The 12374-nt window shown below is 43.2% G+C and carries 16 protein-coding genes; 12 read left to right on the forward strand and 4 right to left on the reverse strand.

Annotated features, from left to right (window positions below; genetic code table 11):
- Positions 1–39 precede the first annotated feature (39 nt).
- On the forward strand, positions 40–561 hold the full coding sequence (locus AE2B122_RS17410; RefSeq protein ID WP_175074885.1) for a recombinase family protein: 522 nt from the start codon (positions 40–42) through the stop codon (positions 559–561).
- A gap of 153 nt (positions 562–714) precedes the next feature.
- Here the strand turns inward: AE2B122_RS17410 and AE2B122_RS17415 are convergent, their stop codons facing one another.
- Genes AE2B122_RS17415 through AE2B122_RS17430 form a run of 4 tightly spaced genes read right to left on the reverse strand, consistent with a single transcriptional unit; the run spans position 715 to position 3374 of the window.
- On the reverse strand, positions 715–1587 hold the full coding sequence (locus tag AE2B122_RS17415; RefSeq protein ID WP_175074886.1) for an ABC transporter permease: 873 nt from the start codon (positions 1585–1587) through the stop codon (positions 715–717).
- The gene (locus AE2B122_RS17420) at positions 1553–2491 is read right to left on the reverse strand and encodes an ABC transporter ATP-binding protein (protein ID WP_175074887.1); all 939 of its coding nucleotides are present in this window, start codon (positions 2489–2491) and stop codon (positions 1553–1555) included. The genes AE2B122_RS17415 and AE2B122_RS17420 overlap by 35 nt, the downstream gene beginning before the upstream one ends.
- Positions 2478–2918 carry a DUF3021 family protein gene (locus AE2B122_RS17425; RefSeq protein WP_175074888.1) on the reverse strand — a complete coding sequence of 147 codons (441 nt, stop codon included), beginning with the start codon at positions 2916–2918 and terminating at the stop codon, positions 2478–2480. The genes AE2B122_RS17420 and AE2B122_RS17425 overlap by 14 nt, the downstream gene beginning before the upstream one ends.
- A 3-nt stretch (positions 2919–2921) precedes the next feature.
- Positions 2922–3374, reverse strand: coding sequence for a LytTR family DNA-binding domain-containing protein (locus AE2B122_RS17430; RefSeq protein WP_095220525.1), 453 nt, complete (start codon positions 3372–3374; stop codon positions 2922–2924).
- A gap of 178 nt (positions 3375–3552) precedes the next feature.
- Here AE2B122_RS17430 and AE2B122_RS17435 point away from each other — a divergent pair, with 178 nt between their 5' ends.
- The 11 genes from AE2B122_RS17435 to AE2B122_RS17485 all read left to right on the forward strand — a co-directional run bounded on the left by AE2B122_RS17435 (position 3553) and on the right by AE2B122_RS17485 (position 12272).
- Positions 3553–4395, forward strand: coding sequence for an aldo/keto reductase (locus tag AE2B122_RS17435; protein WP_254593546.1), 843 nt, complete (start codon positions 3553–3555; stop codon positions 4393–4395).
- Between the two features lie 79 nt (positions 4396–4474).
- Positions 4475–5299, forward strand: a complete 825-nt coding sequence (locus tag AE2B122_RS17440; RefSeq protein WP_095220527.1) for an aldo/keto reductase — start codon at positions 4475–4477, stop codon at positions 5297–5299.
- A 108-nt stretch (positions 5300–5407) separates the two neighbouring features.
- The gene (locus tag AE2B122_RS17445) at positions 5408–5809 is read left to right on the forward strand and encodes a hypothetical protein (RefSeq protein ID WP_175074890.1); all 402 of its coding nucleotides are present in this window, start codon (positions 5408–5410) and stop codon (positions 5807–5809) included.
- Between the two features lie 151 nt (positions 5810–5960).
- Complete coding sequence (locus AE2B122_RS17450; RefSeq protein WP_175074891.1) at positions 5961–6851, forward strand: DMT family transporter; 891 nt, start codon at positions 5961–5963, stop codon at positions 6849–6851.
- Between the two features lie 59 nt (positions 6852–6910).
- On the forward strand, positions 6911–8062 hold the full coding sequence (gene eis, locus AE2B122_RS17455; protein ID WP_175074892.1) for an enhanced intracellular survival protein Eis: 1152 nt from the start codon (positions 6911–6913) through the stop codon (positions 8060–8062).
- Between the two features lie 15 nt (positions 8063–8077).
- Entirely contained in the window at positions 8078–8512 is a 435-nt protein-coding gene (locus AE2B122_RS17460; protein ID WP_095220530.1) for an NUDIX domain-containing protein, read from the forward strand.
- 89 nt (positions 8513–8601) lie between these two features.
- The gene (locus tag AE2B122_RS17465; protein WP_175074893.1) at positions 8602–9363 is read left to right on the forward strand and encodes a MerR family transcriptional regulator; all 762 of its coding nucleotides are present in this window, start codon (positions 8602–8604) and stop codon (positions 9361–9363) included.
- A gap of 70 nt (positions 9364–9433) precedes the next feature.
- The gene (locus tag AE2B122_RS17470) at positions 9434–9739 is read left to right on the forward strand and encodes a DUF3219 family protein (RefSeq protein ID WP_095270002.1); all 306 of its coding nucleotides are present in this window, start codon (positions 9434–9436) and stop codon (positions 9737–9739) included.
- 203 nt (positions 9740–9942) lie between these two features.
- Complete coding sequence (locus AE2B122_RS17475; RefSeq protein ID WP_095220532.1) at positions 9943–10125, forward strand: YolD-like family protein; 183 nt, start codon at positions 9943–9945, stop codon at positions 10123–10125.
- A gap of 163 nt (positions 10126–10288) precedes the next feature.
- Positions 10289–11758 carry a nicotinate phosphoribosyltransferase gene (locus AE2B122_RS17480; protein WP_095220533.1) on the forward strand — a complete coding sequence of 490 codons (1470 nt, stop codon included), beginning with the start codon at positions 10289–10291 and terminating at the stop codon, positions 11756–11758.
- A 241-nt stretch (positions 11759–11999) separates the two neighbouring features.
- A complete protein-coding gene (locus tag AE2B122_RS17485; protein WP_038557662.1) occupies positions 12000–12272 on the forward strand; it encodes an HU family DNA-binding protein in 273 nt (90 codons plus the stop codon).
- Positions 12273–12374 lie beyond the last annotated feature (102 nt).

Genomic DNA, 12374 nt, shown 5'->3' on the forward strand with positions numbered 1-12374 from the left:
AAACTACCGTTTTTGGTACTTTGTTTGGAGTGAGATAAAATGAAGATTGGATATATACGGGAATTCGTACAGGGGAAATGGGACAGTCAGCCAACAGAAATGATGAACTGCGAGACCGTGATAGAAGAGAAGGACGACGTGCAGGGTCAGCCTTTGTTAGAGGAGCTTTTGGAGAAGCTTCAGCCGGGAGATGTGATAGTTGTACGTAAGCTTTACAGCCTGGCAAATTCGACAAAGCATCTAATCGAAATTTGTCGTAACCTGCAGGAGAAGCAGGCGGATCTGTTATCGATCGAGGATAGTGTTGATACGAGAGGTGATTCGTTTTTTCAGCATTTGGAGCAGATTGCTGTATTCCGGAAAGAAGTAGTAGGAGAGAGGACCAAGGCTGGACTTTCCGAAGCAAAAGCAAAGAACCGAGCGGGGGGAAGACCGCGTAAACCAGATAGGAATGTTCAAAAAGCTATCGATATGTATCGAAGCAAGAAGTACTCGATAGCCGACATAACCATTGAAACAGGTATAAGTAAAACGACGCTGTACAGGTATCTTCAAGAATAAATTTGTCAGCATTTGTTTATGATCAATCGTTTGTTTAGCTGAAAAAGAAGCACCTTCATCGACTTTGGATGAAGGTGCTTTTCATTTTTTATCTACTATATTCCTTGTTGTAAACAATTTGAAGAATGATATAACTCCATTCTAAAAATACTTCTACATCCGGACAGATCGCATCCACACACCAAGACTTAAAAATATTACCCCTGTCAAAAAGAGAATACCGAGTATTACGGGAAGCTGAGCGGTTGCATCAAATAAAGTGATTTGCAGGCCAAATGTTTCTTTGAATTCATCCAAAATCGAGGCGGGAGCTTCGGCAAAGGTAGTTTCAATTGCAGGCTGCATCAGAACGTCACGCAGTGCTGCGACACCATAAGTCGGGGGAAAGAACTTGGTTATTTCCTGTACAAATGCCGGCAGCTGTCCGATTGGTATGTAGATGCCAAGCAGAAAACCGGATAAGGTACCGACCAGAGTACCCATGGATGAAAAAGATTTTCTGGAACGTATTAGAACTGTGATGGCGAAAAGGAAGGCTGCAGAAGAAAAAGTAATCAGCATGATTAAGCCGATAGCCGATAGTAAGCCATTCCAAGTAACAGTAGGTTTATCATTCAACCAGAAATATCCTTGAGCAATGAGCAAGGCGCCGACAGAAAATAGTACAGCGATCAGCCAAGCGGATAATAGGTACCCGATAACCAATTGGGTTCTTGTTATTGGTGTGATCAGTAAAGCGTGCAGCTGGTTGCTGACGGCGTCTTCAATCATCGTGCTTAAAACAGCCAATGTGACTGTCAGAGAGATGACTACAATGATTCCGGCGAGAAGCCAGCTTTGCATCAGCTCTTTCATGCCGGTTGCTCCCTGTGCAGCTTGCTGTGCCGAATTAGTCGTCACATCAGCCAAGAAAAGCAAGTAAAGGACAATAATGATACCTGTTGTGAGTAAAGACATGAAGACAGCAGTCTTGTCACGAAAATACAATCGATTAGAGCGCTTTGTCAGCTGCCAGATTGTGTGCATGTGTATTCTCCTTTACTAAGTTAATGAACACATCGTCCAGACTGCCTTTGATTAATTCGAAATCGGCGATACTGTCCTCTAAATGCCGGAGGATATGGTACGCATGCAAACTATTTGAGACAGAAATTTGGAATAAGCCGTTCTTAAGGTTATAGCTGTAACGATGTTCATCTAAATACGTTGCTGTAAAATCGTTATCGTTAACTTGTAAGCGCAATGTATCTGAAGCGTAAAGCCGTTTCAACTCTGCTGGTGTTCCTTGTGCTTTGATTCTGCCCTTATCGATGACAACAATTTGATCTGCTTCAGCTGCTTCCTCCATGTAATGCGTCGTCAAAAACACAGTCATTTGGAGCTGCTGCTGCAGACTTGCAATTGTTTTCCACACATCGACTCTTGTTTGGGGATCGAGACCCGTCGTCGGTTCATCTAAAAATAAAATGGCTGGCCGGTGCAGCAGTGACCGGGCTATCTCTGCACGTCGTTTCTGGCCGCCTGACAGATGCCGGAATTGTTTTTTTAGGATTGGTTCCAGCAGCAATGTATCGGTTACCCAGGAGATACTTTTCTGAGTATCAGTTTTTGACATACCATAGAATCGCCCCCACATGTCGAGATTCTCCTTTACGGTAAGAACATCATCGAGGACATTATCTTGAAAAACCAAACCAATCCGCTTGCGAATTTCTGCGTCATCCTTGCCCGCTTGGAAGCCATCGACGAAGATAGAACCATTAGACTGCTGCAAGCGGGTTGCAATCATATGGATGGTTGTTGATTTTCCCGCGCCATTTACACCTAAAAATGCGAATAGATGCCCTTTCTCCACATCGAAGGATATGTCATCCACCGCAACGGACTTACCATAGCTTTTCGTTAGATTATTAATTTCAATGATTTTCATTCGCTCTAGCCTTCTTCCTTTTATAATTAGCTAGTTCTTCATTCAATTGCTTTGCTTCAACACTATGAATAAGGCGATAGATAGCCCAAAGGACGATATAAATGAAGATAACAAGAGCAAATAACAAACCGAGCAGCTTCCAGTTACCTGTATCAAACCAGCCGAACAGGGCAGCGGAACCTGTGAAAGTACCCAAGACAACAAGGAGGAACAGAAGTGAGCGGGTAAGGATGTTAGATTCATTTGCTCGACCCAGAATCAAAATCTGTATCCAAGTCAGCACAAAAGTAATAAGTAGATTTTGAGGTACAAGGGCAATATCCATTGTGTTATTTCCGATGAAGGCATAAATGTATATGCTTGTTGCCAAAATAGAGAACATAAACATGATGCCCCATGATTGGATGAAACTTACGAAAGTCTTCATCATTTACTCCTCCTTTCCTATTCCGAGCTTGTGTTTTAGCTGCGGTACGTACTGCCTGGAAATTATTAATTTTTCTCCGTTTGTGAGGGTGGCTGTAAGTTTCCGGCCTAGAGCGGGCTTTAGTTTTTCCACCTTTGAAAGATTGAGGATAACAGATTTAGATATACGTATTAGATCGGGACTGAAATGCGACTCCTCAATTTGATACAGCTTTAATGAGGATTGGTATACAGCGCTCTTATCATAGAGAAATACAGTATTATCCACTGACTCGATATAGTAGATAGAGTCTGGCTGCAGAAGATGCAATTCTCCATTCCTCTCACCAGACAATCTTTCTTTGTTAGAGGCTGAGAGGATTTTGACGAGTTCCAGAATGCTGGAGTCTGTTTGACGGCAGGTGATTTGCACTTCGGTTTCCTGGCAATTATCGTCCTCCTGAATTGTGATTTTCATAGCACGCCTCCTGTCTTTTACTTGTTGTTATTTCCAGTGTAACGGTCAGCAGAGGAAAAACAATAGCAGATGGTGTATCCTGCCAATAAGAGCAGTTAAGCTGCCATCTATGTATTGATCAAACGTTTGATAAAGATTGCTGACCGGGAAAAAGTAAGTGATGAAGGAGGAGAATATGATGAAAACAATTACCCTACCGGATGGAACTGAACTAGCGACGATCGGACAAGGAACTTGGTATATGGGGGAAAACGAATCGAGACGTCATGATGAGATTCAGGCCTTGCGCACGGGACTTGATCAGGAATTGCAGGTGATTGATACAGCCGAGATGTATGGTGATGGCCGCTCCGAACGGCTCGTACAAGAGGCGATTGCAAATCGAAGGGAAAAAGTATTCCTTGTTTCAAAGGTGCTGCCCTCCAATGCAGCGTTCGATGATGTGCTAGCAGCCTGTAACCGTTCCTTGGAGCGATTAGGAACTGACTATCTGGACCTATATTTGCTTCACTGGCGAGGAGCAGTACCGCTCTCAGAGACAGTGGCTGCTTTTGAGCAGTTGAAAGAAGAAGGAAAGATTAAGCGCTGGGGTGTATCGAATTTCGATACTGATGATATGGAAGAGTTATGGAATGTAGAGTACGGGAAGAATTGTACAGTCAATCAAGTACTCTATAATCTTACTGCGAGAGGAATTGAATATGATCTGATTCCGTGGCAGAAGGAAAAAGGTATACCGATTATGGCGTATTGTCCATTAGCACAAGGAGATCGGAAGGAAATTCTGCATAATGATACAGTCCGTGAACTGGCAAAAGCATACGAAGTGTCCGTTTCTCAGATTGCTTTAGCATGGACGATTCAGTCAGGACATGTGCTTAGTATTCCAAAAGCTGGACAGGTTGCTCATGTGGTGGAAAATGCGGAAGCTGCCAATCTCGTATTAAATAAAGAAGATCTTGCAAAATTAGACAAGGAATTCCCGCCGCCGACGTCGAAAGTACCGTTGGAGGTCGTGTGAATGCATAGGCATTTTACATGACAGTCTATGCAGGCAACGCTATACTAAACGAGAAAAACCGCTAAAGGAGTGCTTTTAAATGAACTATGTAACACTGAACAATGGCGTGAAAATGCCACAGCTTGGCTTTGGAGTCTGGCAGGTTGGAGATGAAGAAGCAACTGCAGCAGTAGCGAAAGCACTTGAAGTTGGTTATACAAGCATCGACACAGCAATGATTTACAAAAATGAAGCAGGCGTTGGCAAAGCGATCAAGGAAGCAAACGTAAACAGAGAAGATCTGTTCATCACAACAAAAGTTTGGAATTCTGATCAAGGATTCGACAATACAATTGCAGCTTTTGAAGCAAGCCTTGAGCGTCTTGGTCTTGAGTATGTGGATCTTTATCTAATCCACTGGCCGACACCACAATATGATGAGTACGTGGATACGTTTAAAGCATTAGAGAAGCTATACAAAGACGGCCGCGTGAAAGCAATCGGCGTATGTAATTTTGAAATCGAGCATTTGGAACGCCTGTTGAAAGAAACAGAAATCGTTCCAGTCTTGAACCAAGTGGAGTGCCACCCGTACTTGGCACAAAACGAACTAAAAGACTTCTGCAAAAAGCATGACATCTTTGTAGAAGCATGGAGTCCGCTTGATCAGGGCGGCGATGTTTTGAAGGATGAAGTCGTGACAGCAATTGCTGAAAAGCTTGGTAAAACAGCTGCACAAGTTGTGCTTCGCTGGCACCTTCAGAATGACACAATTGTCATTCCGAAATCTGTCACGCCATCCCGTATCGAAGAGAACTTCCAAGTATTCGACTTCGAGCTATCTGCAGAAGATATGGATGCGATCAATAAATTGGATGCAAACCGCCGTAAAGGTGCACATCCAAACGAGATGAACAAACGATAAGTAAGACAGGGAGAGCGCCGAGATGGCGCTCTTTTTTTGCGTTGACAGTTATTTGGGGAAGTGATTGTATGGATGTAGAAACCTCGAGCGCAGGAAGGATTGATTGATGTGTTCTCAGACGTTATCGGCTTTATCATAATCGTTTTAATTTTCGCGGTGCTGATCAAATTTAGAGTAATTAAGATAGTAAGTAAGAATGGGTACAAATATAAGCAATCCAATCATAAGTTAACTCTCACTTATAAGAAATTTAATGGTTTCGATTACTATTATTTTAAATTTAGCCAAGGCCGGACGATGACACTCTCTTATGATGTGGAGGTCGATGAAGGAGAACTGATATTGGAATGGCGTGATCGAAAACAGTTGCTCTGGCAAGAAGTATTTACTGAAAACACACAAGGGTCTATTACAGCTCAGACACAGAACCGGCGTTACTCAGTCAGAATTGAAGGTAAACATACAAAGGGTGGATGTCGTATCCAGTTTACGGAAAAGGATTCGCAGTAATGATAGTAGGATTTGAGTAGGTATATCCCATAACTCGTATATCTCATTGACAGCTTTATGCTGTTGGAGGAACTGAAATTATCGTTGTTATGTACATTGATTTATATGGAAATGTTATCCTGTTTAAGAACTAGAAAGAAGGGAGAGGTATATGGAGAAAAAAGGACATATCTATAACCTTATTTCTATCCTTATGATGGCGATTGGGCCTTTGCTAGCTAAGTTTGGTGTGCTGGAGATAAGTCCGGCGCAAGCTGCAATCATTAATGTTCTGGTTATTTTACTAGCAAGCTATCTATTTGGGTACATCCAAGGTAAAAAAGTATCATTCTATGCAGACAAAGAGATGATTTTGCTAGGGGTGTTGAATTCATTCGGCGTCATTCTCCTTTACATTAGCACCAGTTTGTTATCTCCCGTTGAGATTGGATTTATTGGCCGCTTCTATACGGTATTCGCAATTTTACTGTCTTTGCTTATTCTGAAAGAGCGATTGACCAGAAAAGAGACATTCTTTATTCTGGCAGCCATGTTGGGCATCTTTCTATTCATTGATACAGCGAACGTATACGGTGCGAGTTTGATAGGCAGCATATGTGCACTCTTCCAGACATTCTTCTTTGCTCTCTCCAATATTTATATTAAAAGAACCATGGCAGCGAATAAGGATTCCAATTCGATCTTGTTCACCAATAACTGTATCGCACTAGTTTTTGTGACGCTCTATGCAATCGTTACAGGGCAGCTTTGGGAAGGGGCTTTGTCGCTTTCAGGAATAGGATTGATTGCATTATCTTCTTTACTGACAGGTTTCGTCGGAACACTGTTCTTATATGAAGCATTGAAATACCTGAGATTTTCAATTGCTAATACTATACGCGCATTTAGTCCAATACTGCTCGCTGTTATCTCTTTTCCATTCTTTCCAGTTGAGATTACTTGGCAAAAAATTGCAGGAGCAAGTGTTATGCTGCTTTCGATTTTTCTTCTTACTTCTAATAAAAAGAAAGAACAGCATTCATCTAAAAAGAGTGCGGGTTGATGCTAAGGTTTGTGCATGTCTATGCTATAGTAAAAGGGAAAATTAGAGGAGGGATCAGGATGCAGACAGAACGGTTACAGAAGCAGGATTTGGAAGCGGCGATGCAGATGTCGGAGTATGCTTTCCGATACCGCATACCGGAAGATAAGCGAGACGCAAGGCTGGAGCAGATGGATCAGCACCAGCAGCTTTATGGTATCAAGGAAAATGGAAAGCTGGCTGCAAAGCTGCAGCTGCTGCCGCTTAGCATCAGACTCGGTGAACAGACAATGCTGATGGGCGGGATCGCCGGAGTGGCAACTTATCCGGAATATCGCCGGAATGGTTATATCAAGCGACTTTTGACTGATACGCTTTATCACATGCGCGATCAAGGGATGCCTGTTTCCATGCTGCATCCGTTCTATGTCGATTTCTATCGCCGCTTTGGGTATGAGTTATTCACGGACCGTACGATTTATACATTGAAGAAGAAGGACCTTAATCGTTTGGCTCCGGTGGACGGAACAATTGAGCGTATGAAGAAAGAAGAACATACGCAAGAGATTGAAGATATCTACACTGCTTATGCAGCTACATACAGCGGCATGCTTGCGCGGGAGGATTTTTGGTGGAAGTATCGGGTATACCGCGACCATGACTTCATTGCCCTTTATCGTGATTCTGACGGCAAGGCGCAAGGGTATACCATTTATGAGATTTCTTCACGTGACAAGCTAGATGTTTCGCAATTTATTGCGCTGAATGCTGAGGCCCGCATTGGTCTGTGGAATTTCCTTGCTCAGCATGATTCCATGTTCGAAGAAGTGACACTGGATCTTCCGCAGCATGATCCACTCATCTTCATGCTGCCGGATCCGCAGCTTGAGGTGAAGCATTATCCGTACTTTATGGCTCGTATTTTAGATGTGCCTGCTTTCTTTGAGAAATACGATTGGCAGGGAAGTCCTGCGGGTGTTGTGCTGCATGTGGAGGATCCAATCATTCAGGAAAATAACGATACTTTCACTCTTAAAGATGCAAATACAGAGATGTCATCAGAAGCAAAAGGCATCAAGCTATCTATCAACATGCTTTCTGCCATTGCGTTTGGTTACAAAAGACCGCTTGTCCTTTGGCAAGCAGGGTTGATAGAGGGACCAGAGGAAATGATCCGGAAATTCGAGCTGAGTATCCCGAGGCGGAAACCGTACATTTATGATTTCTTCTAAGGAGATTAACAATATATGAAAAAGAAACAATTTCACCGCCTTGCCCGTGCTGTGATCCGAAAAGGAGACAGCTTCCTGCTTGCCAAGGCTGAAGGGTGGCAAAACAGCTTCTTGCCTGGCGGTCATGTGGAAATTGGAGAAGGTGCTGAAACTGCCTTGCTGCGTGAACTGCAGGAGGAGCTTGGCGTAAAGGGGAAGATTACTAGCTTCCTCGGTGACTTCGAACATAGCTGGCAGCATGAAGATACTATGCACTTTGAATTGACGCATGTGTTTGAAGCGGTGATTGATGAGGAGCAGATCGAGAGCCAGGAGCCGCATTTGCGGTTCTTTTGGGCAACCACAGAAGAATTAGAAGAGCTGGATCTGCAGCCTTATCCACTTATCAATACGTTGCGTGGAAACCAGCTCCCTGCATCTGTGTGGCGGAGCACATTGGAGACAAACTGATTTTATCGGTTTGTCTTTTTTCTTTAAAAAAGTCTTGCGGTTGACGCTGCGTCAGCGTTTATCGTGTAAAGCATAGGGAGGGAAGCATGATGACATATACCGTTCAAAAACTGGCAGAGCTTGCTGGTGTGAGCAAGCGTACACTGCGCTATTACAATCAAATTGGTTTGCTGCATCCGGCTGAAATCAATGCGAGCGGTTATCGGATTTACACGGAGAAAGAAGTAGATCTGCTGCAACAAATTCTTTTTTTTAGAGAGTTGGATTTGGATCTGGATACGATTAAGTCCATTATTTATTCTCCGGATTTCGATAGGAAGAAGGCTTTAGAGGAGCACCGCGACAGTTTGCTGGATAAGCAGGAGCATATCCGTATGCTTCTTGGAAACGTTGAAAAAAGCATTCAGGCGATAGAAAGGAAGGTAGAGATGACCGATAGCGAGAAATTCATAGGATTTAAGGAAGAGAAAATTGCTGAAAACGAGACCAATTATGGAGCAGAAATCAGAGAAGTATATGGCAAGGAAGCAGTAGAGGCTTCCAATGCGAAATTCCGCGGTCTGACTGAGGAACAGTACAGGAAAATGGAGGCAGTCGAGCAGCGTTTATTCGAAAAGCTGAAGCGTGCAATGCAGGCAGGAGATCCAACAGGACCAGAAGCATTACAGATTGCTGAGCTGCATCGGGAATGGCTGGAATTCACATGGCCTGCCTACTCCAAAGAAGCACATGCAGGTTTAGCGGACATGTATGTCCAGGATGAACGTTTCAAAGCATATTACGAAAATAATATCCAGGAAGGAGCAGCTCAATTTCTCCGTGACAGTATTCAGCATTATACAAAGCTTTAACGTCATGCGCAGCTTTTGTATACCGGAGCAAGGAGGTGATACACTTATTGGAAAAGGAGAGATGATATATATGAACAAAAAAGTGGTAGTGAATGGTATGGAATTGGCGGCTTATGATTATGAACATAGATATGTAACGAAAAACGGGAAAGAATTGAACGAAATCAGCTTCAAGTTCCCGGTTACAAGTGAGGCATACCATGATGTTGCGGTTTTGTTGTATAAAGACGATTTCCAAGTGGAAGTTCCGGAAGCAAACATTGCTTTCGAAGCAGCAATCAAACAGTACAGCACAAGTGTCACAAATCTGTATGAGAAAAACCAGGTAGGCGAATATTCCCTAGTGCTGGAGGAGAAGGCAGGAGCTGCTTTATAAAGTAGCTCCTGACTCCATCAAGGAGAGTATGCAATTTCCCGGCTATTCTAAAAGAAATCTTTCCTTGAAATAAATGATTTGAAAGATACCTTTCTTTATGTATAAAACTTCACAAATTGGTCACACTGTTATGTGTAAGCGGTTACTTTATAGCGTATACTAACAATATAAAGTGGAGGGTATACAGAAAGGAGAGGCTGAGGATGATCTTGAAAGCACTTAAGGAAACAGGTGATATGACGATCTCTTATTATGAGAACGGCATGCTGCAAACCTTTACCGGAAGATATCATAATCTGAATCTCTTGGACCAAACGCTTTGCCTGGAAAATGATGAAAAGAAACGAATGATAATCCATATCGCGGGTATTCAGCATATACATTAACAAACAGCCGAAAGCATCTCTTGATGTTTTTCGGCATTTTTTTATGTTTTTTACCATTTATGCGGTACAATAGATGGAACAAATAAGATACCCGTTGCCTTATGTAAACGGATACGGGAAAACAGCTGTCAGAAGAACGGGCTGATTAGTGGAGGTTTCAAGCATGAGTTCGCAATATCCAGATGATGGACTGACTTTACATACAGATCTTTATCAAATCAATATGGCGGAGACGTATTGGAGTGATGGGGTCCACGAAAGAAAGGCAGTGTTCGAGGTTTCGTTCCGCAAGCTGCCGTTCGGTAATGGCTTTGCCATATTTGCAGGATTGGAACGCGTTATAGAGTATTTGCAGCAATTTCGTTTCACAGAGAGTGATTTGACGTACTTAAAGGATGAGCTTGGCTATGGGGAAGACTTCCTGGCTTACCTGAAGGATCTGCGCTTTACGGGGACAGTTTACTCCGTTGTAGAAGGGGAGCTGGTCTTCAGCAATGAACCGCTAATGCGGATTGAAGCACCGCTGGCTGAGGCGCAGCTGGTAGAGACAGCAATTTTGAATATTGTCAATTACCAGACGTTGATTGCGACAAAGGCATCCAGAATTAAACTCCTGCTTGGAGATGAGATTGCGCTGGAGATGGGGAGCCGTCGTGCTCATGAGTTGGATGCAGCAGTCTGGGGTACACGAGCAGCCTATATCGGCGGTTTTGAGGCTACTTCGAATGTCCGTGCGGGCAAGAAGTTTGGCATTCCGGTAGCGGGGACATTGGCACATTCAATGATTCAGGCTTACCGTGACGAATATACAGCATTCACCAAGTATGCGGAGCGACATACGAATTGTACATTCCTTGTCGACACATATGATACGCTTCGTTCTGGTGTACCAAATGCCATCCGTGTTGCAAAGGAACAGGGTGATAAGATTAAGTTCACTGCAATCAGACTTGATAGCGGAGACTTGGCTTACTTATCCAAAAAGGCTCGGAAAGCATTGGATGATGCTGGATTTACTGAAACGAAGATTTCCGCATCGAACGATTTGGACGAAGAAACGATTCAGAGCTTGAAATCACAAGGGGCGAAAATCGATATCTGGGGTATAGGTACGAAGCTGATAACTGCTTATGATCAGCCGGCTTTAGGTGCAGTGTACAAACTGGTGAGCATCGAGGATGACGGTGCTATGCAGGATACGATCAAAATCAGTGCCAATCCGGAGAAGGTATCGACGCCAGGCTTGAAGAAGGTTTACCGGATCGTCAATCGGATTAGTAAAAAATCCGAAGGCGACTACATTGCCATGGAGGATGAAAATCCGCAGGAAGAGGATCATCTGAAGATGTTCCATCCAGTCCATACGTATGTTAGCAAGTTTGTGACGAATTACGATGCAGTCGATCTGCATCAAAAAATATTCCATGACGGCGAGCTTGTATACGAGCTGCCAGCTATTGAAGATATCAAGGCTTATGCGAAAGATAATCTATCTCTGCTATGGGATGAATATAAACGCCCGAAAGCGCCGGAGGAATACCCTGTCGATCTCAGTCAGAAGTGCTGGGATAACAAGATGGCAAACATCCAGAAAGTGAAAGAGCATGTAAAATCTTTGCACACAACAACTTGATAGGGTTACAATTCAGTATATTGGGAATAACTGTATCATCCAGTTCTTATCTTCTGAAGGAAATCCTGTGAAAATGCTGTTGCAGCAATGTTAAGAATGCAGATTAATAGCCATGAACACAGGGATGCATGCTATAATAAGGAAATACGGGAACAGCTATGTTCCTGCATATCAATCTAAAACATACAGCTTTTACATCAGGTGAAGGTTATGTATAAATTTATTAAATGAGGTGTTTTTCATGAACAAAGCAGAACTAGTAGAAGCAGTAGCACAACAAGCAGAACTATCTAAAAAAGATGCAAGCAAAGCAGTTGATGCACTACTTGAGACAATCTCTGAAACACTAGCAAAAGAAGAGAAAGTACAGCTTGTAGGCTTCGGTACTTTCGAAGTGAGAGAGCGTGCAGCACGTACTGGCCGTAATCCACAGACAGGCGAAGAGATCACAATCCCTGCTTCCAAAGCACCAGCTTTCAAAGCGGGTAAAGATTTCAAAGAAGCTGTAAAATAAGAAAGATTCCTTCATGGAATAGAAAATACCGACGCACACGGGACTGACCCCCGTTTTTGAGACAGGGATCAAAACACCTTCAAACAGCCAATTGCCGATATT

Origin of the sequence: Terribacillus sp. AE2B 122 (assembly GCF_902497585.1) — a bacterium.
Classification (GTDB): Bacteria; Bacillota; Bacilli; order Bacillales; family Amphibacillaceae; genus Terribacillus; species Terribacillus saccharophilus_A.